Source organism: Burkholderia sp. L27(2015), from assembly GCF_009765705.1.
In the GTDB taxonomy this organism is placed as follows: domain Bacteria; phylum Pseudomonadota; class Gammaproteobacteria; order Burkholderiales; family Burkholderiaceae; genus LMUX01.
The window spans coordinates 114,792-138,827 of sequence record NZ_LMUX01000007.1; the positions used below are offsets into that span (position 1 = coordinate 114,792).

The 24,036-nt window shown below is 60.5% G+C and carries 21 protein-coding genes and 1 pseudogene; 7 read left to right on the forward strand and 15 right to left on the reverse strand.

Annotated elements, in window-relative coordinates; genetic code table 11:
- Positions 1–38: 38 nt before the first annotated feature.
- From GSQ77_RS02370 to GSQ77_RS02380, 3 genes are all read left to right on the forward strand, one after another.
- Positions 39–950, forward strand: coding sequence for a hypothetical protein (locus GSQ77_RS02370; RefSeq protein WP_158898660.1), 912 nt, complete (start codon positions 39–41; stop codon positions 948–950).
- Between the two features lie 68 nt (positions 951–1,018).
- A complete protein-coding gene (dctA, locus tag GSQ77_RS02375) occupies positions 1,019–2,377 on the forward strand; it encodes a C4-dicarboxylate transporter DctA (RefSeq protein ID WP_158898662.1) in 1,359 nt (452 codons plus the stop codon).
- A 165-nt stretch (positions 2,378–2,542) separates the two neighbouring features.
- Entirely contained in the window at positions 2,543–3,583 is a 1,041-nt protein-coding gene (locus tag GSQ77_RS02380; protein WP_158898664.1) for a porin, read from the forward strand.
- Between the two features lie 19 nt (positions 3,584–3,602).
- Here GSQ77_RS02380 and GSQ77_RS02385 read toward each other — a convergent pair whose 3' ends face one another.
- The 12 genes from GSQ77_RS02385 to GSQ77_RS02440 all read right to left on the reverse strand — a co-directional run bounded on the left by GSQ77_RS02385 (position 3,603) and on the right by GSQ77_RS02440 (position 16,082).
- Positions 3,603–4,526: a LysR family transcriptional regulator gene (locus tag GSQ77_RS02385; protein ID WP_158898666.1), complete on the reverse strand. Its 924-nt coding sequence runs from the start codon at positions 4,524–4,526 to the stop codon at positions 3,603–3,605.
- 137 nt (positions 4,527–4,663) lie between these two features.
- Positions 4,664–6,247 (reverse strand): UbiD family decarboxylase, encoded by a 1,584-nt coding sequence (locus tag GSQ77_RS02390; protein WP_158898668.1) that lies wholly within the window; start codon positions 6,245–6,247, stop codon positions 4,664–4,666.
- Positions 6,248–6,328: 81 nt separating this feature from the next.
- On the reverse strand, positions 6,329–7,054 hold the full coding sequence (locus tag GSQ77_RS02395) for an enoyl-CoA hydratase/isomerase family protein (RefSeq protein ID WP_158898670.1): 726 nt from the start codon (positions 7,052–7,054) through the stop codon (positions 6,329–6,331).
- Positions 7,044–9,431 (reverse strand): xanthine dehydrogenase family protein molybdopterin-binding subunit, encoded by a 2,388-nt coding sequence (locus tag GSQ77_RS02400; protein ID WP_158898672.1) that lies wholly within the window; start codon positions 9,429–9,431, stop codon positions 7,044–7,046. Before GSQ77_RS02400 ends, GSQ77_RS02395 begins: the two co-directional genes overlap by 11 nt.
- On the reverse strand, positions 9,428–9,931 hold the full coding sequence (locus GSQ77_RS02405) for a (2Fe-2S)-binding protein (RefSeq protein WP_158898674.1): 504 nt from the start codon (positions 9,929–9,931) through the stop codon (positions 9,428–9,430). The genes GSQ77_RS02400 and GSQ77_RS02405 overlap by 4 nt, the downstream gene beginning before the upstream one ends.
- A gap of 46 nt (positions 9,932–9,977) precedes the next feature.
- The gene (locus GSQ77_RS02410; protein ID WP_158898676.1) at positions 9,978–10,436 is read right to left on the reverse strand and encodes a CoxG family protein; all 459 of its coding nucleotides are present in this window, start codon (positions 10,434–10,436) and stop codon (positions 9,978–9,980) included.
- A gap of 9 nt (positions 10,437–10,445) precedes the next feature.
- Positions 10,446–11,267, reverse strand: a complete 822-nt coding sequence (locus GSQ77_RS02415; protein WP_158898678.1) for a xanthine dehydrogenase family protein subunit M — start codon at positions 11,265–11,267, stop codon at positions 10,446–10,448.
- 55 nt (positions 11,268–11,322) lie between these two features.
- A complete protein-coding gene (locus GSQ77_RS02420; RefSeq protein ID WP_158898680.1) occupies positions 11,323–12,078 on the reverse strand; it encodes an alpha/beta fold hydrolase in 756 nt (251 codons plus the stop codon).
- On the reverse strand, positions 12,078–13,439 hold the full coding sequence (gene fahA / locus GSQ77_RS02425) for a fumarylacetoacetase (protein WP_158898682.1): 1,362 nt from the start codon (positions 13,437–13,439) through the stop codon (positions 12,078–12,080). The genes GSQ77_RS02420 and fahA overlap by 1 nt, the downstream gene beginning before the upstream one ends.
- Positions 13,436–13,978, reverse strand: a complete 543-nt coding sequence (locus tag GSQ77_RS02430) for a VOC family protein (protein WP_158898684.1) — start codon at positions 13,976–13,978, stop codon at positions 13,436–13,438. Before GSQ77_RS02430 ends, fahA begins: the two co-directional genes overlap by 4 nt.
- A gap of 83 nt (positions 13,979–14,061) precedes the next feature.
- Positions 14,062–15,258 carry an FAD-dependent monooxygenase gene (locus tag GSQ77_RS02435; protein WP_158898686.1) on the reverse strand — a complete coding sequence of 399 codons (1,197 nt, stop codon included), beginning with the start codon at positions 15,256–15,258 and terminating at the stop codon, positions 14,062–14,064.
- 245 nt (positions 15,259–15,503) lie between these two features.
- Complete coding sequence (locus tag GSQ77_RS02440; protein WP_158898688.1) at positions 15,504–16,082, reverse strand: UbiX family flavin prenyltransferase; 579 nt, start codon at positions 16,080–16,082, stop codon at positions 15,504–15,506.
- 429 nt (positions 16,083–16,511) lie between these two features.
- Between GSQ77_RS02440 and GSQ77_RS02445 the strand changes: the two genes are divergently transcribed.
- The 4 genes from GSQ77_RS02445 (at position 16,512) to GSQ77_RS02460 (ending at position 21,136) form a co-directional block, all read left to right on the forward strand.
- Entirely contained in the window at positions 16,512–17,603 is a 1,092-nt protein-coding gene (locus GSQ77_RS02445; RefSeq protein WP_158898690.1) for a porin, read from the forward strand.
- A 40-nt stretch (positions 17,604–17,643) separates the two neighbouring features.
- Positions 17,644–18,990, forward strand: a complete 1,347-nt coding sequence (locus tag GSQ77_RS02450; protein WP_158898692.1) for an MFS transporter — start codon at positions 17,644–17,646, stop codon at positions 18,988–18,990.
- A gap of 282 nt (positions 18,991–19,272) precedes the next feature.
- Positions 19,273–20,661, forward strand: a complete 1,389-nt coding sequence (locus tag GSQ77_RS02455) for an MFS transporter (RefSeq protein WP_158898694.1) — start codon at positions 19,273–19,275, stop codon at positions 20,659–20,661.
- Between the two features lie 172 nt (positions 20,662–20,833).
- Entirely contained in the window at positions 20,834–21,136 is a 303-nt protein-coding gene (locus GSQ77_RS02460; protein ID WP_158898696.1) for a hypothetical protein, read from the forward strand.
- Between the two features lie 412 nt (positions 21,137–21,548).
- On the opposite strand, the pseudogene GSQ77_RS02465 reads toward GSQ77_RS02460, so the two are convergent.
- The 3 genes and pseudogenes from GSQ77_RS02465 to GSQ77_RS02475 form a co-directional block, all read right to left on the reverse strand.
- Positions 21,549–22,139: pseudogene (locus tag GSQ77_RS02465) on the reverse strand (M48 family metallopeptidase).
- 390 nt (positions 22,140–22,529) lie between these two features.
- Positions 22,530–22,937 carry a hypothetical protein gene (locus GSQ77_RS02470; RefSeq protein ID WP_216854838.1) on the reverse strand — a complete coding sequence of 136 codons (408 nt, stop codon included), beginning with the start codon at positions 22,935–22,937 and terminating at the stop codon, positions 22,530–22,532.
- A 19-nt stretch (positions 22,938–22,956) separates the two neighbouring features.
- On the reverse strand, positions 22,957–23,538 hold the full coding sequence (locus tag GSQ77_RS02475; protein ID WP_158898700.1) for a hypothetical protein: 582 nt from the start codon (positions 23,536–23,538) through the stop codon (positions 22,957–22,959).
- Positions 23,539–24,036 lie beyond the last annotated feature (498 nt).

A 24,036-nucleotide genomic window follows, 5' to 3' on the forward strand; every position in this document is an offset into this window, starting at 1 on the left:
TCTCGAACTAAACAGGAAAACACGAGGAAAACCCGACCGTGAGCACCTCTACACAAGCGCTGCGCCTGAAGGCTGCGCTGAAAACTTATCCGCACACGAAGGCACTGAAAGCCGGCGAGCTGACCGACCCTGCCGCTCAATTGGTGTTTGAAGACGTCGAACCGATACACCGCGCTTTTGCGCCGATGGCGCGCCGTCAACTGTACGACGTCAGCGAAATGGCGATCGTCACGTATCTGCAGGCGAAAGCGTACGGCAAGCCGCTGGTGTTATTGCCCGCAGTCGTAGCCGCGCGCTTCCAGCAGGGTTGCATCATTTATAATGCCCGACGCGGCAAACTCGATGTCGGCGGTCTCGCGGGCAAGAGAGTGGGCGTGCGGGCCTACACGCAAACCACCGGTATGTGGGTGCGCGCGATTCTGGCGCAAACCTACGGCGTGTCGCTCGATCAGATCGAATGGGTCACGATCGAGGGTGCGCATCTGGAAGAGTATCCGGATCCGCCTTTCGTGCACCGCGCCGAAGCCGGCAAGCAACTCGTGGCCATGCTGCGCTCAGGCGAACTCGATGCCGCCATCCTCGGCAACGATCTACCGGACGAACCTGGGCTGGAACCGTTGATCCGCGATGCGGCGGCAGCCGACCGTGCGTGGTACGCGAGTCATCATTACGTTCCGATCAATCACGTTGTCGTAGTCAGGCAGGATCTGGCCGACACGCATCCGCAAGCCGTGCGTGCGGTGTACGACCTGCTGTGCCGAGGCAAGGCATCGATGGCCGCGCAGTACGCCGGCAAGCCCGACAAGCTGTTGTTCGGCTACGATGCGCTGCGCGGTCCGCTTGAGGAAACCCTTGCGTTCTGCGAGCAACAGCAACTGCTACCGCGCAAGCTGACCGTCGACGAAATCTTCGCCGATAGTCTTGCCATTCTGGGCGATGCCGCGCGCTAGCGGCGCGTACGTCCGTTTCACCATTATTGAGCGAACCGAAGTTCGCCAGCGTTTGACAAGGAGACACCATGAGCTTGCCCGGCAAGTCCGCCGCCGCGAAACCCAAGGCACGGCTACCGTTCTATCGCGACCTGTCCTTCCAGGTGCTGGCCGGCATGGCATTGGGCATCGTCACGGGCTACGTCTTCCCGAAGTTCGGCATCGACCTGCAGCCCGTGGGCGACGCCTTCATCCGCGTCATCCAGATGCTGATTGGACCGATCATCTTCTGCACTGTGTGCAGCGGCATCGCGGGCGTGAGCGACTTCAAGAAGGTTGGCCGCGTGGCGATCAAGGCGCTCGTCTATTTTGAAGTGGTCACCTCGCTCGCACTGGTGCTGGGCCTCGTGGTGATCAATCTGCTCAAGCCCGGTGTCGGCATGAACGTGGACATGCGCAGCGTGCACTCCGCGGCCGTCGATGCGTACGTCGCGAATGCCCACCACGTCGTCACGACCAGCGAATTCCTGCTCAATGTCATTCCGCATACGGTGATCAGCGCGTTTAACGGCGGCGACGTGCTGCAGGTGCTGTTCTTCTCGGTGCTCTTTGCGTTCGGCCTCGCCGCAATCGGCGAGCGTGCACGGCCCGCGTTGAACCTGATTGACTCGGTGTCGGGCTCGCTGTTCTGGATCATCGGTCTGACGATGAAAGTCGCACCGCTTGCCGCGTTCGGCGCGATCGCCTTCACAGTCAGCAAATTCGGCTTCGGCACGCTGCTTTCGCTCGGCAAGCTCGTACTCGAGTTCTATCTGACCTGCGCGCTTTTCATCCTGTTGATCCTCTGGCCGATCGCGAAAGTCAACGGCTTCAGCCTGCTGCGCCTGATGCGCTATATCGGCGCGGAGTTGCTGCTCGTGATCGGCACGAGTTCGTCGGAGACGGTTTTTCCGCAACTGATCGACAAGCTCGAACGGCTGGGCTGTGAAAAATCGGTGGTGGGTCTGGTGCTGCCGACCGCGTACACATTCAATCACGACGGCACGTGCCTGTATTTTGCGGCCGCCGCGGTGTTTCTCGCTCAGGCCACCAACACGCCGATGACTTGGCATGACCAACTGGTGCTGCTTGCCGTGTTGCTGCTTACGTCCAAAGGTGCGGCCGGCGTATCGGGCGCCGCGATTGCCGTGCTGGCCGCGACACTCGCCGCATCGAACACGATTCCGGTCGAATCGATCGCACTGATACTCGGCATACACAAGGCGATGTCCAGCGGTTTCGTGTTCATCAACATCATCGGCAATAGCGTCGCGACCATCGTGGTAGCGAACTGGGAAAAAGCGCTCGACCGGGTCGCGCTAAGCCGCGAACTGAAGACCGGCTTCAAGCCGATGGATCCGCCGCCCGTCTGCCTCAACCAGACGAGCAGCGGTCCGGCAGGCAACTAGAAACTATGCCCGGGCGGCGGCGCCGATAAACGAGCGCCGCCGGTTTAGCTGAAAGGCCTTAATAGAGATTAAAAGGAGGCTCTTTAATTAGTTATACGAATCATATGATGAGGGTTTTCCCTCGCCAGCTATTCCATACATACGACATGAGATCGGAGACATAAAATGAAAATAGAAGTTTGGAGAACCGTGGTGGCTGGACTGTCGGTTACGGCCGGCGCGCTGAGCGCAATGCCCGCCCATGCGCAATCGAGCGTCGCGCTATACGGTACGGTAGATGGTGGCGTGCGATACCAGACTAATGCAATAAAAGGCGGCGGCTCGCTGGCGACGATGAATTCGAACGGTTATTACAGTTCGAATAAACTCGGCTTCATCGGAAAGGAAGACCTGGGTGACGGCTGGAACGCGCATTTCCAGTTGGAGAGCGGCTTCAACCTCGGCAATGGGGCGTTCGACAACACCACGCAAACGGAATTCAACCGGCAGGCGTACGTCGGCATCGGAAATTCGACGTACGGGTCGCTGGATCTTGGCCGCCAGTACACGATTGCGCACGACATCATCGGGATCTACGATCCGTTCGGTTTCCACTTCACGCCTATCCTTCCGTTGACCACCGCCTCGGACGGCACGCGTAACAACAACGACGCCAAGTACAAGAACAACTTCGGACCGGTGCTGTTCGAAGCGGACAATTCGTTCGGCGGCGTTGCTGGCGACTTCAGCAGCGCGGCGACGCGTGCAGTGGGCGCGAGTTATAGCGAAGGTCCGATTAGTTTCGGCGGCCTGTACGGGCATCGCAACATACTGACCGGCGCGACCTACTTCGGCGACAGTTATTACATGTTCGGCGCCGGCTACAAAATCGGTCCCGTACGCGTGTCGGGCGGTTTCATGTCCGAGGATCTGCAGAGTATGGGCACGCCGCACCAAGTGACGAACAACCCCTTCGGCGGTATCTCGTGGACCATCAGGCCTGATCTGATTTTCGACGGCGGCTATTACCAGACCACCGTGTCGAACGACAGCGCCAGCCGTCGCGGCCTGTCGATCATTTCGCTCGCCTATCTGCTGTCCAAGCGCACCACGCTCTACAGTGAAGTCGATTACACGTCATATAAGAACGCGGTGGTCAGCACGCTGAACCCGGCCGGCACGTCCCGTCAGACAGCAGTTACCGTCGGTATCGACATGCTGTTCTAAACAGAAAACCCGGAGGCGCTTAGTCCGCTCTAAGCCCTCCATCCATCTGTCGCGCGGCTTGCGCGAAAATTTCGGTGAATTGATCGAGCAGCGCGAGTTCGCCGCGTCCCGCCCGCGTGATTCGATAAAACGACAACTCGACTTCCGGACGCAACGCATCAAGCCGCACGCGATAGTGACGACAAGCGTGCTCGCAGAACGACGGAATGACCGCCACGCCCAACCCCGCCTGCGCCATCGCGATCGCCGTTTGCAGGTGTCCGACGATCATGCGCTTGCCGGAGGTGACGTCTTCCTTCGAGAGCGTCGCTTCGATCAGGCGCTGCAACGGGTTGTCTTTGGCTAGGCAAATCAGCGGCAGGCCTTCGAGTGCACGCCAATTCAGCGGTGTTCTGCGCGAGGCGGGACCGAGCGCCGTCTCCTGCAGCGACGAAACGGCCATGAGTTGCGTCGGGCAGATCGGATGACGATCGATACCGGACAGGCTCGAGAAAAATGCGCCGAACGCGGCATCCAGGTCGCCGTCTTCGACCATGCGCTGCAGCTCGGCCGGCGTCGTGTCGACGATCACCGCTTCGGCTGCCGGGTGCAGCGCGACAAAGCGCGACAGCACCGCGGGCATCAGGCTCGCGGCGATGATAGGCGTGCAGCCGACGAGCAGCGACGATTGCTCCTGCCGCCCGAACTCGTTGAGCTCCAGCGCGGATTTTTCCAGGGTTTCGACAATCTTGACCGCCGTGGGATAAAACATGCGCCCGGCTTCGGTCAGCGATACCGTGCGCGTGGTGCGGTCCAGCAGGCGGCATTGCAACTGCGTTTCGAGCTCACGAATGATGGCGCTCAATGCCGCCTGGCTCAGGTGCATGCTTTGCGCCGTTTTGGTGAAGCTGGAGGCATTCGCGACGCCGAGAAACACCTTGAGTTGTTTGAGCGAGAGATTCATCTAAGTTGTCCGACAGCGAGCCAATGCGGCATAGGCGTCCAATTCTATCTGACTTGTGCCGCGCTCGGGCCACCGTCGGGCCCACGTTTGCCTCCCTTTCCGCGGCGCTCGACCAACCGGAGCGCCGCCGCAACACCTCAGGCAAATCGATATTGCCCTTCTTCGTCCCGCGTGATTGCGCGCGTCGCCGCGCTGTCCTCCAGCCAGCGCACGATTTCCCGTCCATCCGTGGTTCCGCTGGCAGCCATCAGATCGACGAAGCGCTTCGGCCCGTCTTCCAGCGCGGCTTCGAGCGAGGCGAAGCGAGCGCCGCGATAGGCCGGCGGCGTCGGCACCCGATGTTCCATCGAACGCGTGCTACCGGGACGCAGCAAAGGCAGCGTCAGGTCGAAGCCCGCCTTCGCAGTATGGCCGCCGCCGCCCAGCGAGGGATCGAGCGGCATGGCCCGCATGCCCCCCTGGATCACCAGATCGCGATCGGCCTGAAAGCGCGTCGCGAGGGCCCAGTCCATCTGCTCGTCCGAAAAAATATCGATGTCGGGATCGACGACAAAAACATGCTTGACGTTCGCCAACGAAGCGAACACGGCGGCGATAGCGTTGCGCGCCTCACCGGGAACGCGCTGCTGCATCGCGACCCGTACATTGAACATGCCGCCCGTGGCGGGCCCCGCATACACCCCCTTGACCTCTCGCACGGCGGTCTCGAGCGCACGCCAGATCGTTACTTCAGTGCGCAGCGCGGCAAGCTGAGCGGTGTCGGTATGCGCCATGGTCGGGCCGCTGATCGTGCAGGTCTGGAACACGGCGTCGCGGCGATGCGTAATCGCGGTTAAATGGAACACGGGGTTCGACTTGACACCGCCGTAATAGCCGAGAAATTCGCCATAAGGGCCTTCCGCTTCGACATGCCCGCGCTCATCCAGGTAGCCCTCCAGGATGAATTCGGCATCGGCCGGCACGCGCAAATCATTGGTCACGCACTTGACCACGCCCAGCGGCGCGGCGCGCAAGGTCGCGATCAAGGCGAGCTCGTCGGTCGGGATGCGCATGGTCGCCGCAACATGGTCGATCGGATGCGTGCCGACGGCAAATGCGATCGGCAATCGTTCGCCGCGTTTGGCGTGCGCCAGGTAAATGGCGCGCAGATCGGAAGGGGCGACTAGGTCGATCCCCGCGCTGCGTCGGCCGCGCAGCATCAGGCGCCGCACGCCGCAATTGGTCCAGCCGGATTCGGGATCGATCACGAAGTCGATCGATGCCGAAATATACGGCGCGCCGTCCAAGTCGTGTTGCAAGTGCACCGGCAAGGCAGTCAAGTCGCAGTCGTCGCCCGTCAGCACGACTTGCTGTACCGGCGCATGTTCGGATGCAACTTCGACCACTTGGCCCGGTTGTCGCAACCGCTCGCGCACGACCTCCAGCAGCCGGTCGGGGGTCGTGTCGAAGGCTTGCGCGAGACGCGCGCGGCTCGCGGCGACATTGCCACATAGCGACGTGGCGCTCCCCGAAGGGGCGGCAAACCATACCGCTTTCGGGTTGCCTTCCAATAGCGAAGCGATGTGCGCCAAGTCGACCGATTGGTCGTGGCGTTCCAGTTGGACTGAGTCGAGCGATTCGAGAAAATTTCTAAGCCGAAACCGTTCGAGGTCCGGCAAGCTGGCGGGCACCTGTGCGGCGCCCGGTCGTGATGCATCGGCATGTAAAGCGTGTGATCTCAAGTGTGTCTCCTCGGGATGGCCGGTAGGGTTGGATTTCGAATCCGGGTATCAAATAACGCGAGCGTGCCGGGCCCACCTATTTTAGAAGCGCGCCGACAACGCGGTCGCGGCCAGGTGAGCGGCCAAGCCGCTGGCGGCAGCGCCGTGCATCTCCGGCGCCAAATGCAGGAATTGCTTGACCGCTCGCAGCGTCACCGCGCTGCACGTCGACATAGTGACCGCGAGCGCCTGCGCGCGTGCATCGAGTTCGGCAAGCGGCACAACACTGCTGACGAGGCCCGCCTGGAGCGCCTCGGCGGCGGTCAGCGTGGCCCGGCTCAAGACCATATGAGCGACCGTCTTTATGGGCACGCGACCGATCAGCGCTGACATGACCAGGGTCGGCGGGATGTCGCGCTCCATCTCCGGAATCTGGTACAGCGCATCGTCAGCACTCAGCGCAAGGTCGCATACGCCTGCGAGCGCGCAACCCACACCGATTGCGCGGCCACGTACGACCGCCAACACGGGCACCCGCACGGCCTTGAGCGCGTCATACAAGGCAAGTGGTGGCGCGGCGACGATTCTGCGCAGTGTTTCGGCTGATGGTTTTGTGTCGGCGGCTGGCATCGGCGACTCGCGGCCCTTGCAGAAATCAGGACCGCTGCTGCTTATCCTGACGAGCTTGATCGAGTCGTCGAGGCGGCTCACGGCGTCGATGATCGCCTCGCTCATTGCGGCGTTCAGCAGGTTGCCGTTCTCGGGGCGGTTCAGTACGACATCGAGCAGGTTGTCACTGCGTTCTATCGTGACGAGATTAGTTTGCATGCGAATTTCTCCCTACCCGGTTGATGTATTCCCAGATGACGCGCGGCGTGGCCGGCATCTCGAGTTCCTCGGCACTTGCCTCGCTGCTCGCCTCAGTGCCTACCTCAGTGCCTACATCACGCAGCGCGTCCGCCAGCGCATTGAAGATGGTCGCCGTGGCCGGCGTGATGCCGCTTTCCCCGCCACCCTTCACGCGCAGCGGGTTGCCATGCGTCGGGTCTTCGGTCAACTCGATGCGTAATGGCGGCATGACGGCGGCGCGCGGCATCCCGTAGTCCATATAGGAGCCCGTCAGTACCTGTCCGCTGCTGCGGTCTACATAGCAGCCTTCGCTCAGGGCCTGGCCGATCCCCTGGGCGAGGCCTCCATGCACCTGTCCCTCGACGATCAACGGGTTGATCGGCTGTCCGACATCGTCCACCGACGAGTAATTGACCAGCACCACGCAACCCGTATCGGGATCGATCTCGAGTTCGCAGACAGCCGCGCCGGTCGGGTGCGCGGGAATACGGCCATTGAACTCAGCAAAGGCACATAGTGTTCGAGTCGATGGCTCGCCCGGCATCCCGTTGCGCGCGACGTGCAACGCCACCTCGAACAGGCTGGCGCTGCGCTGCGAAGGCCGATCCAGGTACTGGCCATGCGCAAATTCGATCGCGTCGCATGGGCTCTCGAGCAGCGCCGCAGCAACCCGCCGTCCCTTCTCAATGATCTGGGCCGACGCTTCGACCAGCAACATGCCGCCCAGTCGCATCGTGCGATCCGAATGGCTGCCCCCGCCCACGCTGACGAAAGCGGTGTCGCCAGTGCGCAGGCGTACCGCCTGCGGTGCGACCCCCAGTTGCGTGGCCACAACTTGCGCGAAGGTTGTTTCGTGACCTTGGCCGGTAGACTGCGTGCCGGATACGAGGTCGATCACGCCTTCGGGCAGCACAGTCATTTCGATGCGCTCGCGGGGCGCGCCGACCGGCGATTCGATGTAATTCGCCATGCCGATGCCGCGCAACCGCCCACGTCCGCGTGCCTCTTCCCGGCGCGCCGCAAAACCATCCCAGTCCGCCAGCTCGAGGACGCGTTCCATATTGCGCGCGAAGTCGCCGCTATCGTAGGTGAGGCCCATCGGGCTGCGATAGGGCAGCATATCGTGGCGCACCAGATTGCGGCGGCGAATCTCGGCGCGCTCGATCTTCAGATCCTTGGCCGCCAGGTCGAGCATCCGTTCGATGACGTGGGTCGCTTCGGGGCGACCGGCACCGCGATAAGGCGCAGTCGGCACCGTATTGGTCAACACTGCGCTGACATGGACCGCAGCTACCGGCACGTGATAGACCGAGGTCATGATGCGGGTGCCGTTGGACATCGGCACATAGGAAACCGTGTGCGCGCCAACGTTGCCTATCCATTCGTTATCGATCGCCAGTATGTGCCCGTCTGGGTCAAAACCGATGGCCGAGCGGATGATCGCGTCGCGACCCTGGTAGTCGCTGAGAAAGGCGTCGCTGCGATCGCTCGTCCACTTGACCGGCCGACCAACGTGGCGGGCAGCCCAGACCACCGCCAATTGCTCGACGTACATGAACGAGCGAGGCCCGAAGCCGCCGCCCGTGTCCGGGCAGACTACTCGAACTTTTTCCAACGGCACCTGCAAGGCTGCCGCAAGTCCCACCTTCTGCCGCACCGCGCCCTGGCTTCCTGAAATCAGCGTGTACTCGCCGGTGTCGGCGTCATATTCTCCGATCGCCGCGCGCGGTTCCATTTGACAATTGACGATCCTGCTGTGGTGAAACTCGCGGCGCACCACGTGATGCGCCGCGGCAAGAATGCGTTGCGCCGCCTCGCGGTCGCCGATCTGCGTTTGAAAACACAGATTGTTGGGCGCGCTATCCCACACTTGCGGCGCATCCGGTTCGAGTGCATCCGCACCGTGGACGACCGCGTCCAGCGGCTCGTAATCGACCTCGATCAATTCCGCCGCATTGCGTGCTTGCAGCAGGGAATTCGCGACAACCATCGCGATGGCCTCGCCGACGTAGCGAACCTTGTCGATCGGCAAAGGTAAATGCGGCTGATTGAGAATCAGGCCCGTCGACGAATGCAGGAACGCCGCTTGTGCATGTGCGACGGCGTCGGCCGGGTTGGGCACGTGATTGATGCCTTGAAAACCGGCCGCAATGTAGTCCGGACCGAGCAATACGGCGACCACGCCCGGCGCAGCAGCGGCAGCGGCGATGTCGATCGAGCGCAGGACCGCGTGGGCGTGTGGCGAACGCAGGAACGCCGCATACAACTGGCCATCCACGTTGATGTCGTCGGTATAGTTGCCGAGGCCGGCGACGAAACGGCTGTCCTCGAGGCGTGGAAGTGCCTGACCTATCATGACGCGCTGCCTTCGACCACGGACGCCTGCAGTTCCGGATACATCTCGCGGGCCGCGTGCCGCACCGCCTCGATGATATTCACGTAACCGGTGCAACGGCAGATGTTGCCTTCGAGCGCGTGACAGATGCTGGCGTCGTCGAGCGCGGGCGGCTGACGTAAGTAGAAGTCGATCGCCATAATCATTCCCGGCGTGCAGAAGCCGCATTGCAGCCCGTGACATTGAACAAACGCGCGCTGCACCGGATGCATTGTGTCTTTGCCGGCGAGCCCCTCGATCGTGACGACGCTGCCCCCGCTCGCTTGTGCCGCGAGGATGGTGCACGACTTGACGGCGACGCCATTCAAATTGACGGTGCATGCGCCGCACTGCGTGGTGTCGCAACCCACGTGCGTACCGGTGAGCCGCAGGTTCTGGCGCAGAAACTCGACCAGCAGCGTCTCGTCGGGGACCGGGCACCGGACCTCGGTGCCGTTCACCCGCAATTCAATGTCTATCATGATTCACCTATTTCATTTCGGTCGAGCCGGTATAGCGCGGCCGCGCTCATTTACCGGATGCGACGACCGTTGCATTGAGCCGCTTGAAGAACCCGTCGGCCAGCTTGTTCGCCACCGAGCTCACCAGGCGCGAACCGATTTGCGCGAGCTTGCCGCCTACCTCGGCAACCGCGACGTAGGTCAGCAACGTCGACAAGGCGTCGTCCCCCGTGTCCGCCAGCGTCACGGTCGCGGTCATCTTGCCGAATCCGGCAATGCCGCCTTCGCCTTGTCCAACGATACGGTAGCCGCCCAGTTCGATCCGCTCGGAAAGGACCAAGTTGCCTTTGAAGCGAGCTTTCACCGGTCCGACCGAAGCGACCACCACGGCCTTGAATTCATCGTCGCTTTCGGCCACGAACGATTCGCAGCCCGGCACGCATTCCTGCAGCACGGCGGGGTCATTCAAACACCTCCATACGACGTGCCGCGGTGCTGCGATCGTCTGCGTTCCATTGAATTCCATCTTGCGCTCCTATGCGAAATTGTGACCGGCGACGCCGGGCGTGAGTGCTTGCACCGCACGGCGCGTAAACGTTTGCACCAGATGCGCGCGATAACGATCCGAGGCGTTGGCGTCATCGGGCAGGCGCGACGGATCGATCGAAAGACCGTTAAGCGCGCTTGCGTTGCCGTTCTCATGCAACGCTGCTTCGGCTTCATGCCACCGGAACACCGACGCACCCGCGCCGGTCACCGCCACGCGCACACCGCCGGCATGCTCGGCAACAAATACGCCCACCACGGCATAGCCTGACGCGGGATGACGATACTTCATGTAGCTGGCACGTCGCGGTAGCCGGAATTCAATCGCGATAATGAGTTCGTCCGCTGCCAGCGCGGTTTCGAATGTGTCGACGAAAAACGCGTCGGCGTCGATGCGCCGCGCATGGGTGATGATCGTGGCGTCGAGCGCGAGCACGGCTGCGGGGTAGTCGGCGGCCGGATCGTTGTTGGCGACAGAACCGCCGAGCGTGCCCCGGTTGCGCACCTGCGGGTCGGCGATCAGTGCTGCCAGGCCGGCTAGAGCGGGAATCGCGCCGGCAATCTCGGCCGAGGCAGCAATTTCGGCGTGCGTGGTCGCCGCGCCGATGCGCAATACGCCGTCCTTTAGCGCGATACCACGCAACTCGCTCAAGTGGCTCAGGTCCACCAGGTGCGACGGCGCGGCGAGCCGCTGCTTCAAGGTTGGGATCAGTGTCATGCCGCCCGACAGCGGGCGGGCATCCGCGTGCTCGCCCAGAAAAGCGACTGCGTCCGCAAGCGTTGCGGGCCTGATATACCGGGTCTCGTACATACGTGTCTCCAGCAATTCCCGTGCAGGTCTGATGCCTGCCGGGACTTCGTTCTTATTACTGCCCGAGAAATGCTTCGAGCGCTGTCGCCAGCGCGATGGGCGTTTCATACATCGGGTAGTGTCCTGTGTTCGCAAGCGTCTCAAGCGTCGCGCTCGGGTACCAGGCAAGCCAAGTCTTCGTCATCAACTCATGAGTCAGCGTCGGATCGTGCGCGCCGATGAAGAGCTTGAGCGGTACCGGATTGTGCGCCACCTGTGCGGAAAAATCTGTGCTTGCCCATTCGCCGAGATAGCCGGCAAACGCCTCGCGCGTTGCGTGGCGATCCGACTGCCGTGCCCGATGTGCAATCCAGGCGGCCGACAGACGGTTGCCCGTGGAAAAATTAAGGATCGCTTCGCGCTCGCCTAGCTCGGCGATCGCGCGCTGGAACACGGCCAGGCGCGAGGCGTCCATGCGCGAGCCGCATGCCGGCACGGCGGTGATGCCGACCATGCGTTCGATGCGCGCCGGTGCGGCCAGCAGTACACGCTGCATCGCCATGCCGCCCATCGAATGACCGATCAGGCTGAAACGCTCCCAGCCGAGATGATCGGCCAGTTCCAGCACGTCTTGCGCCGTCTCGTCAAATGTGTACGTACCGCGGCGGCCGATCGATGCGCCGTAGCCGCGATAGTCGAACCACACGTAGGTGAAGGCCTGCGGATCGAGCGCCTCGCTCATTGCCGACCAGTCGGCCGAACTGCCGAACCAGCCGTTGAGTGCCAATACTTTGCGCGAGCCGTGCCCAATTTGCAGAAAGCCGTTTGTCATCATGCCTCCCGTGCCGCATCGGCAGAGTCGCACTCCGCGCTGCCGAAAATCAGCGCGGGCGCAATGCGTCCGCGGCACTCGCCGAAACCGATCGACACCGCGCCGGGGTGCTCGGCGCGTGCGCTCAGGATGATCTCGTCGCCATCCTCCAGCGCCGTGCGCGTTTCGTCGTCGCCGACCGACAGCGGGTCCTTGCCTGCATTGGTCAGCTCGGTCAGGCAGGCGCGCGAAAGATCGTCCGCCCCGGAGATCGTGCCGCTGCCGATCAGGTCGCCGCAGCGCAAGTTGCAACCGTTGCTGGCGTGGTGCGTAACCATTTGCGCAAAGGTCCAGTAGAGGTTTTGCAGATGGGTCCGCGTGATGCGCACGGGAGCCCGGCCGGCTGCGCGCTGGCGCGCGGTCGATAAGCGGGCTTCGAGGACCAGATCGAGACCGCCGCTGGCCCGGTCGGATGCGCCGTGCAGATGCGGCAGTAGCGGCGGATCGCCGGCGGCGCGCACCGGTGCGGCAAGACGAAACGGTAGCAACGCCTGCGCGGTGACGAGCCATGGCGAGAGCGTCGAATGGAAGCTCTTGCCGAGAAACGGACCGAGCACCTGCTCCCACCATTGCATGCTCTTGGCCGACCAATCATTGAGCAAGCAGTAACCAAAGATATGGTCGCGCGCGCTGTCGATTCCGATCGGCCGGCCCAACGCATTGCCGCGCCCAATGAAGGCAGCCAATTCGAGTTCGAAGTCGAGTGCGGGCGCGGGGCCGAACACCACCTGACCTGCCGAGTCGCGGTACTGGCCATTGGGTCGCACCACGGCTGCGCCGCTGACGCAAATCGATGAGGCACGGCCGTGATAGGCGATCGGCAAGGACTTGAACGCCGCAGGCAGCGGATCGGCCAGACCCTTGAAACGGCCATGTCGCTCGGTATGATGGAGCGAGGTCAGGAAGTCACTGTAGTCGCCGATGCGGCACGGTAGCAGCATCGTGACATCGGCCGCGTCGACCAGAATCCCCGCGGTGCGTTCGCGCAGGCGGGCCAGCTCAGGCGCATCGGCTCGTAACAGTTCGGAGAGCCGCGCGCGCAAGGCCGATGGATAGCGCGCGTCCATGCCCATCAGTCCATTCAGTTCACCGCCGAGCGCAGTCTGACACGCGAGGGCGGCGTTGCCGTCTAGCAGTTGCGCATCGAACAGCGCACGCAGGTCGACGATGCGTTCGCCGATGGCGACGCCCGTGCGGGCTTCGCCATCGCGCAGAAATGCGCCAAAGGGCAGGTTCTGGATCGGAAAGTCGTGGCCGGGCTGATTGGCGGACTGCACCCAGCTGCGGCGCGACGGATCATGAGTTGGGTTGAGCTCGTTCATACGGATGGCGCGGATGACGCGGATGTTTTAGGCACGCTGGATTTGTCACGCGTCCATGCAGCCAGCTTGGTATGCGCGCTGTTGCGAAACGCTCGCAATTCGTCGTCGCCGGCGGTTTGCACGGTCAACTCGACGCGCAGCCCGTTGGGATCGAAGAAATAAATCGAATGGACGAAGTGGTGGTCGATCACGCCCAGCACCTCCACGCCCGCAGCCTCAATGCGCGCTTTCATGCCGACAAGCGCCTCGTGCGAAAACACACGCAACGCGATGTGGTTGACCCAGGCCGGCGTGTTAGCCGATGGCAACGCGGCGGTATGGTCGCCCAGATCGAAGAAGGCGATGTTCGAGCCGTCCGCCATCTCGAAGAATAGATGCACATAGGGGCAAAATTCTCCGGTGCTCGGTACCCGATCGAGATGGATCACATGAACGAGCGGCAAGCCCAGCAGGTCTTCGTAAAATCGTCGCGTTTCTTCAGCGTCGCGGCAGCGCCACGCGAAATGATGCAACCCGAGAATGGATGCGGGGGTAAGCATGGGAAGTCTCCGTATTGGCAACGCTATGGAGCGACGCCCATAAAGCGCGGCAGTCGCCCGCTGTTGCGGGTGCACGACGTGGGTTAGAGCGTAACTTCGTCGACGTTGTATTCGAACAGCCAGTTGTAGCGTTCCTTGACTCGATCCTCGCTCCACTCGCGGCTCACATACGAGCTTGCACCTTCCGCACGGGCGAGTTCCGGATTGTGGAAGCGTGTCGCATTGGCAGCGGAGCCGCGTACCACGCGTGAGGTGCGCTCGATACGCAATGCCTCGTAGCGCTTGAGCGCAGCACCCGGCCCGGCACCGTCTTGGCCATGCTCGGCCAGACAACGCGCGAGCAGGTAACCGTCCTCGATCGCCATCGCCGCGCCCTGAGCCAGAAACGGCAGCGTCGGGTGGCACGCATCGCCAAGCAACGTGGCATTGCCCGACACCCACGTCGTCATCGGTTCGCGTACCATCAGCGCCCATTTGAAAGGAGTCTCAATTGCGCTGATTAGCGCTCGCACGTCCTCGTGCCATCCTTCGAAATCGCGCAGGCATTCTTCGACCGTACCTTGCTCGGACCACGACTCGACTTGCCAGTCGGAGCGCTCAACCGCGCCGACGAAATTAATCAATTGGTTGTTGCGCAGCGGATAGTGGATCACATGAGCGCCGGGACCCACCCAGTTGGCACCGTATGGCGAGCGCAGATGTCCGGGCAATTTGGCCGCGTCGATCACGCCGCGCCACGCCATCACGCCCGAGAATTGCGGCTCGTCGGGGCCGAACAGTGCATGCCGCACTCTCGAATGGACGCCGTCGGCCCCGATCAGCAGGTCCGCTTCGTAGAATCCACCGTTCGCCGTGTAAATCTGCGCCATGCCGTCCCGTTGCTCGACTGATACGACCTTTTCGCCCAGTCGTATTGCATCGGGACTTTTGGCGAGGACGCAGGCGGCGAGCGCCTGATGCAGGTCGGCACGATGAACCGTAAAGTACGGGTAACCATAGAGTTCACGCGAATGCGTGCCGAGATCGAAGAGCGGCCAGGTCTGACCTGTGTTCCAAAGCCGCACGCGCTTGCCCAGCGGCTCGCACGCCAGCTCTTCGAGCACATCGCCCACGCCGAGCCGATAAAGCACGCGCGTCGCATTGGGGCTGAGCTGCACCCCGGCGCCAATTTCCTTTAGCGCCTGAGCTTGTTCGAGTATCGTGACGTCAAAACCTTTTTCCAATAGCGCCAAACCTGCGATCAGGCCGCCGATGCCTGCGCCCGCTATGATTATTTTCATTAATTGATTCACCTGTATTAACACGAGCTTGACGCAGCAATTTATTAAAAAATCGCTATAAAATTAATGCCTAGATATTAACATCCAGCATTTACGTCAACTAAAAGATAAATCACTTTAAGACAATCATTGTGACCACACAAGCAAATTAATTTTGTTGTCTGATAAGATATTTTTATTAATATCTCAAGGTGCTTCATATAATCTGCCGCCGCACGCCGGCACCGGTAAGTGCGCCTGAATATTCAGACGCCCCAGCGTCGCACCGTGCCCGCTTCAATCCCGAATAGATCGAGTACGCGGCCAAGCGTGTGGTCCACCATGTCGGCAATCGATTCGGGGTTGCTGTAGAACGCGGGCACCGGCGGAAAGATGATGCCGCCGGCCTCGGTCACGGCCGCCATGCTCCGGATGTGCCCCGCGTGCAGCGGCGTTTCGCGCACCATCAGCACGAGCCTGCGGCGTTCCTTCAACATCACGTCGGCGGCGCGCGACAGCAGGTTGGCCGTCACCCCCGTCGCCACCTCGGACATGGTTCTGATGGAACAAGGCGCCACTATCATGCCCATGACGGGAAACGACCCGCTTGAAATCGCCGCGCCGATGTCGGCGTTCGTATAGCATATGTCCGCCATCGCCCGCACATCCGCCACACTGAAATGCGATTCGTGCGCAAGTGTCACCTGGGCGGAGCGGCTCATCACCAGGTGCGATTCGATTTCCAACTTCCTCAAGAGTTGCAGCAGGCGCACCCCATACACCACCCCGGAAGCACCGCTGATACCGACCACCATGCGGCGCGGCTGGGTCACTCTCACGTGCATCGTTGACTCCTGTTTTCAAGCGAATCGCAAAGACCGCTAATCGGGAAAAATACTCGATCAGGGGGTCCTGAATTGGCATGCTTGGTTGTTTATCCGTCAGTCTCACACGATTTTTTTGATCAGCACTAACCCCTACTACTAATCACTTTATTCTGTTAATTCATAATATCGACAGATATTATCATGTCGAATTAACTACAATCCCGCCGCAGTGGTTTATTTTGGCTGGTATTAACCCTAACCGGCCATCCGTTAATCATATTATTCTATTAATTTATAAATAATTATTGATTCCACGCCGAATTGTGGCCCGCTACACTTCGGCCGAAATAGGGGAATGGCTACGTGGGCATCAGCGCATAGAGCCATCTACCAGAAGAAAATCGGTCGCTTTGACAAGACCGAAATACCAAATAAGACGGAGACTAGATGAGAGAAATCCTATTCGCGGGCGCCATCGTCGCGCTCGCCAGCACCGGCGTCCAAGCGCAAAGCTCTGCCACCATATATGGCAGCCTCGATACCGGCATCGACTATGTAACGAACTCGAGTGGCAAACACCTTGTGCAGGAATCGTCGGGCAAGCGCACGCCGGACCGCTTTGGCTTCAGGATCGTCGAGGACCTCGGCGACGGAGACTCGGTGTTCGTCAGGCTAGAGAACGGCTTCGTAACGAACACCGGCGCGCAGATCAACCCAACCGCCTTCTTCAACCGATATGCGCTGGTCGGTATCTCGGACACGTCGTACGGAGCGATCATGGCTGGGAATATGCCGGGCTTCATGTATGAGAACGTGGGTGGAATCAACAATTCGGTCCCGGGCATCTCGTCGTTCTATACCGTGGGCAACCTTGACGATCTCGCGAATACGCGCGCACTGAACAATTCGATCAAGTACCTAACCCCGGACATCCACGGCTTCAAATTTGGCGTGATGAACAGCTTCGGCGGCACGGCCGGCGATTTCAGTGCCGGCCGTCAATACAGTTTCGGTGCCGAGTATGTGCAAAACTCGGTGAAAGCAGGGCTGGCCTATACCATGTCACACAATCGCACCGCCGATGTGTTCGGTGTGTTCGGGCTCAGTTCTTTGCTCGGGCAGCCGCTGGCTGCGGGCACCTTGTTCAACGCCTCGCGCTACAGTGAGTTAGGTGGCGGCCTTTCTGTGGCGCTCGGCATTTTCACGCCGCACTTGACGGTGACCGACGTGAAACTGGCCGACACACAGGGCTCGGAGTCGGAGCGCAATTATCAGGTTGGCGTCAATATCGATCTCAGTGGCGGCAATCGCTTCTATATCCTTGGCATCTCCTACAATCGCTCCAATTTCACCGATCTGGCCTACAACCAGTACAACCTCTTTTTGACTCACTACCTGTCTGCGACCACGCAGATTTATGCAGGCGTCGGCCTGCAGCGCGCCTCCGGTCCCAATGCCCATGCCGAACAATTCGGCTATCAGCCGTCTAGCTCGAACTCGCAGACGGTGGCCCGGATCGGCGTGAACAAGATGTTCTGAGTACCGGCGAACATAGGAAAACGCAGCAACTGGAGCACCAATGAGCAACGAACCAGTCGTCAATATCGCCGCGCGAGTTGAAGAGCAGCGGGTCGGGCGTTTCGCCATCACGCTGCTTGCGTGGTGTTTCATCGTCGTTCTGCTCGACGGCTACGACCAGATCGCCGTCGCGTTTGCGGCGCCGGCCCTGATCAAGGCGTGGCATGTCAAGGCCGGGGAGTTCGCCCAGGTCTTCGGGATCGGTCTATTCGGCGTACTGGTCGGTTCGCTGCTGCTCGGTTTCGTCGGCGACCGCCTGGGCCGCAAACGCACCATCATTTATGGTTCGCTGTTCTTTGGCTTGCTGACGATGGCATGCGGCTGGGCGGCGTCGCTCGAACAGTTGACCGTGCTGCGCTTCCTCGCCGGGATCGGCATGGGCGGCGTCGTGCCCAACACCGTGGCGCTGGTCGCCGAATATGCACCGAAAGCCCGGCGAGCAACCTGGGTAACGCTGATGTTCTCGGGCTTCTCTGTCGGTGCCGGCGGCGGCGGGGCAGTATCGTCGTGGCTGTTGCCGCATTTCGGCTGGCCGGTCATCTTCCTGATCGGCGGGGCGAGCGCGGTGCTGATCGCGTGCTTGTCGTTCGTTGTGCTACCGGAATCGATCCGCTTCATGGTGATCAAGCAGCGTGACCCGCGGCAGATCGCGCGGCTGGCGAGCCGGCTTGATCCGAGCCGGCCGGTGCCGCCCGATGCAGTCTTCGTACTCGACGACGAAACGCGGCTCACACGGACCGGGCCGTGCGCGCTGTTCGGCGGCTCCTTACACTATGTGACACCGCTCTTGTGGGTGGTCTTCATCCTGAATTCGCTTGCGCTGCACTTCCTGCAGAACTGGCTGCCGCTGCTGTTTGGCATGACGAGCCTCAACCCCGAACGTGCGGCGCAGGCGGCAATGATGTTCCCACTCGGCGGTACGATAGGCGCGCTGGTGCTAAGCCGCTTCGTCGACCGCCACGGCATGACGGCGATCGTCGCCCTGGCGGTACTGGGCTGCCCGATCGCCGCGTCGCTCGGTATCGAGATGCCACCCGCACTGCTGTTTGCGACGGTATTCATGAGCGGCGTCTGCGTCATAGGCACCCAGTTCGGCCTCTATGCGCTCGCCGGCATTATTTATCCGACCACGCTGCGTTCGTCCGGCGTCGGCGCCGCGATCGGCATCGGCAAGCTCGGCTCGGTGGCCGGCTCGATGCTGGGCGGTGTGCTGCTTGCCATGCATTTGCCGATTGGCAGGCTGTTTGTCGATGTATCGGTCGTGTTCGTATTCATTGCGCTGTTCTCCGTGATGCTCGGCTGGTCACGCCGGGAGGGCACCAGGGCACCGCAGCCTAGCGTGAGCTGAACGCTACGCTCGGCCCTGCGGGGCGGGCGCCGCCCGCGAAGAGACGGGCTGGCGGCGAAGCCGGAATCCTCAAGTTCATTGATCGAATATCGCTATAGACAGATGCAAATTTATTGATTCCGCGCAGATACCGGAAGGGATAGCATGGCGTACCAATGGGACGCGCCCTTTCCCGGTATCAGTCCGAAATCGGCGGCCATACACATCTTGGCGCCGCACGGTCCGGCTCTGTCATTCGGATCGCCGCTGTGCAAGCTGGACTAACCAGGTACTGGAAGACACATGCAAGAAACGCAGACCTTCAACATCGGGCAACTGGTGGAAGAACAGAGAATCGGACGCTTCGCCATAGGGCTGTTGCTGTGGTGTTTCCTCGTGATGGCGATGGACGGTTACGATCAGACGGCGGTGTCTTTTGCCGCACCGGCGATCGTAAGGGACTGGCACGTTAATCGTGCCGGCTTCGGGCCCGTGTTCGGTGCCGGCTTGTTCGGCACCTTGATCGGCTCCTTCGTGTTCGGCACCTTGGGCGACCGGCTGGGCCGCCGGCAGGCCATCATCCTCGGCGGCTTCGTGTTCGGCGCGCTCACGCTCGCCTCGGTGTGGGCCGGGTCGCTGCAGCAGTTGATGCTGCTGCGCTTTCTCGCCGGCCTCGGCATGGGCGGCGTGGTGCCTAATGCCGTCGCGCTGGTGGCAGAATACGCGCCCAAGCGGCTACGCGCGACATGGGTGACCTTGATGTTCTCCGGCTTTTCGATCGGCGCGGGGACCGGCGGCTTCGTCTCGTCCGCGTTGATCGGCCGCTACGGCTGGCCCGTCATGTTCATAGTCGGCGCGGCGGGATCGCTAGGCGTCTCGCTGCTGCTGATATTCGTACTGCCTGAATCGATCAAGTTTCTCACGGTCAAGCGACGCGCTCCCGCCGTAGTCGCGCGCCTCGTTAGACGCCTCAGACCCGAACTTATTATTCCAAGCGATGCGCAATTCGTTGCAGAAGAAACGCCGACGAAGACGCATTTCGCACCGAAACAGATTTTCTCGGACGGCCTGCGCTACATCACGCCACTGTTGTGGATCGTCTTCATCAGTAATTCGATGGCGCTGTATTTCCTGCAGAACTGGTTGCCGATTCTCATCGAGGGTATCGGCGTTGCGCCTAAGGATGCCGGCATAGTCACCGCCATGTTTTCCGTCGGGGGCGTGATCGGCGGCTTGATTCTGTGCCGCTTTGTCGATCGCCACGGTGTGCTTGCCATTATCTCGTTGCCGGCCATCGGTTGTCCCGTAGTCGCGCTGCTAGGGCACAGCATGTCGGAAGGGCTGCTGGTCGCAGCGGTGTTCGCAACCGGTTTCTGCGTGGTCGGCGCGCAATACGGGCTGTATGCGGTGGCGGGTATGATCTATCCGACTCACTTCCGTTCGGCGGGCGTCGGCACTGCGATTTCGGTGGGCAAAATCGGCTCGGTATGTGGCCCCGTGATCGGCGGCCTGCTCCTGGCGACCCATCTTCCCTCGACGCAGTTGTTCTACGCCGCGGCGGTGCCGTTCGTGGTCGCCACGGTATTTTCGACCTGGCTAGCCATGCTGTACCGCGCAAAATTCGGCGCGGGTCATGCGTCGCCCCCCTCTCGCGCGACGCCTATCTCGCCCCAATCCGTACTCGGCGATTAAGAGCGGAATCGACACGTCGATCGCCTCATGCCGCTGCGCCACGGCACTTATTCGATTTGCCTTCGGCGAGCGGTTCAGGCACCTGAGGGGTCGCGGCGGCGGATTGTCCTCCAGCAGGCCGGGGCCCATCTCGAACTGAATCTGCCGCGTCGCTAAGCGCCTATGAATGGACGTGAAAAAACAAAAAACCCGCAGAATCATCGATTCCACGGGTTTTTTGGACACCACCGAACGGTGGCGCATTACATTTTGGTGCGGCTGCAGGAACAAAATTATTCAGGGAGAGCCCTTTAAAATAAAGATCCTAGCCGCTCCACCATTTCTGCATGCCCCCAAAAATGCCCCCAATTTTCGGGAACACTTTGGTTCGATTGCCAGTTCAAGTTCAACGTCCAAACCAATAGAACGCGGCACTCACGGCGACGCCTGGCCGATGAACGCTATTGTACCGTGCTGCACCACACTGGACGAGTGAGGCATCAGAGGCGCTCCACGGCCTTATGCTACAAGCATAATGGCAAGCGAGCGACCAACCCTAGCAGGCTACTGAAATACCTTGTGGATGCACGCGAGGAAAATTTCTCGGCCTCTCAAAACGCTTCACAAGCGTCTCGCGCGATATGGGTAAGGGGTGAGGTACGCTGGAAATTCGCCTTGTAAACCTTATAAAAACAGTTTTTCAGCAGTCTGTTAGACTAAGGGGCAATCCGGCTGTCCCGCCCATGCGCATCATCTCTCGCTTCTGCTGTCTTGCGCCGTCGCTGCGGCGGCAATCACAAACCAAGCGCACACCATCCCGCTGAACAACGCTGCGGTCGCCTCGCCCAATTTCTACAGTGCTGCTGATGGTGCGGGGGTGCAGCACGGATGATCGACGACGCCCGCGACTAATACCCCCATTCTTCATGCCGTACCGGCAAGCGATTCAACTCATCCCTCACCTGCCGCCACTGCGGCATGAACCGATCCATCAACGACTGAAACCGTGCATTGTGAGTCGGCTCGATCAGATGCAGCAACTCATGCACGAGGATGTACTCCAGGCAATCTCACGGTTTTTTAGCCAAATCCGTATTCAGCCGAATATTGTCGGACACCGGGTTGCAGCTTCCCCACTTCGTTTTCATGTGCTGAACCAGGATCCTTCCAGCCTTGACACCCAGTAACGGCTCGCATTTCTCCAGCAACGGCGGTACGGCGGCCCGAAGTTGCTCCCGATACCATGATTCAAGCACCTCACGGCGCTCGTTTGCATCACTCCCGGGGCGCAAACCTAGTTCGAGCGTGGAATGCTTCAGCTTCGCCGTCGGTGCCGCATCGGTTTCCACAATACGCAACAGGTAACGCTTTCCCCAGACGTAGTGGCTCTCCCGATCCAGATATTCACGGGCTGTCTCCCGTTCCTGCGAAAGCAGCTTGCGCTGTTGTCGCCTGATCCAGTCCAGCCGGGTAATGGCATAACGCGGATGTACGGGTATTCGCTTGTTCGGCTGCTATCCTCCGTCTCGGCCGCAAGCGCGGTTTTCGCGTGCAACGCCGAGCATGGCTGTACCGCTGAGGAATAGTCGATGCCTGCGAACATCAGCCCACTAGCCGCTAAATAGTGTTTTGAAAGTATCTTTCTCGGTACCGGCGCCCATGAATGATCTCTCGACTCGCGCGCGATTCGGTCTAGGGCGTGCTTCATGGAGTGCTTGAATTTATCGATATAGAAAATCGGCTGTGCGGCACCAAGTGGAAAGAACCTCATTCGCGTGCGGAATCGGCCAGCGCAGATAGGCCAGGTCGAGTAGATTTTCAATAGGTTCGACGTTCACACGGAATTACCTAATAATCGTGCGCGACGATCTCGCAAGGAGGAACGGGCGTCAGTCTGGCTTCCCTAGCCTGGCTTTCAGCCGGAAAAGTCGCCAACTGATGACCCAAACATACAATGCAAGAACCAACGACATGACCACCACCAAGACGATTGCAGTACGGATGGCATCGTAACGCTTTAGCTGTGCAAGCCAGTCGGCCCGATATCCGGCGAGACTATCGGAACAAATAGTCCAGGCATCTGGCAGGAACACGATGGCGACGGCAACGGCCAGAACGCCCAATGGAAGAGCCTTACCGAAGAGCTTCACCGCGACTTCACGCCGTGCCGCAATATTGTCGTGATAGAAGCGCTTGGGCTCGATATCGAGCGTTTTCATGAGCTCTGGATACCACAGGCTGTACAGTATGGTGACGACGGTAGCAAGCAGTGAGGCTGCGGCGAGGAGATCTCCCATTATTGTCGGCCTCGACTTATCACTGCGGACGAGGTGCTACAAGCGGCAGATTGAACTTTACGCGCAGGCGCTCGTATGAAGACGGGTTGATCTCGAATGTAGCAACGCTGCCCTTTTTCCTCGCTACTGGCGGTAGATTGCCGTCAATGCTGGCGAGTATCCTGTTTAGTTCGTCGACAAGATTCTGACTCTGGATCACGAGATAGTAAACCCCTCCCTCCTCCTCGCACTCTGCCCGGGCAAGTAACGTTGTAAGGGTTTGGTCGACGAAGCTGCGCATTTGGTACTGATATTTCGACATGACCGCGCGGATCAACGATCGGCTTTCGGTTGCGCTAGTCTGAAACAAGTTTGAGACTCTCTGCTCATCAGGGATGACCCCGCCGAAAGCGTGCGCTATCAAGAGAGAAAGTCGAAACTCGAGGAAGTCGCTTCCCCGCTTCAGCACCTTTTGCCCTCGGAACATCGCGATGTACTCATCCAAAGCGGCAGCTGAGTAGGCTGCCAACGTCTGTTCGAGATCTGCATCGGCGCAGCCAAGGATAGTGGCAAGATCTTGCCGCGCAGTGCCGTCAAATCCAATGGTTGTAGTAATTTCCATGGTCTCTCTCTTGTTTTCATTTTAATGTGGACATTTTTCCCGGGCGCCGCAAGCAGGTACCGCGTGCTAATGTCTGCGCGGGGCAGGCAAGCTGACCGACCGCAGCGATATATTAACTGCTAAGGAAAATCTGCAAAACTCGTTTCGGTGTGTAGGTCTTTCGCTGCGGGCTTGGCATCAGCGTTAGGGACGCGTTGGTCGGTTGATCGAGTGGCACGCGGTTTCCAACAGAATCGGCTAGTAAGGAGCATGCGAATTGCTCGTAAGCGACCATTCGCGACCGACAAGGTCCGCGGGCAACCTCGATGAAAAGCACTTGTAGACACGAATCAGCTTCCCACGAGGTAACTCTGATGCATTGTTAGGCTGCCCTCACAGCGACTAGAAAAACGCGCAATTCTATAAAATATCAGCGAGGCTTTGATCAAAAATACGGCTCCGTGCGACACATAATCTATCCATCCGGCTAGAATCGGTCCCGTTAAGGGATGCTCAATA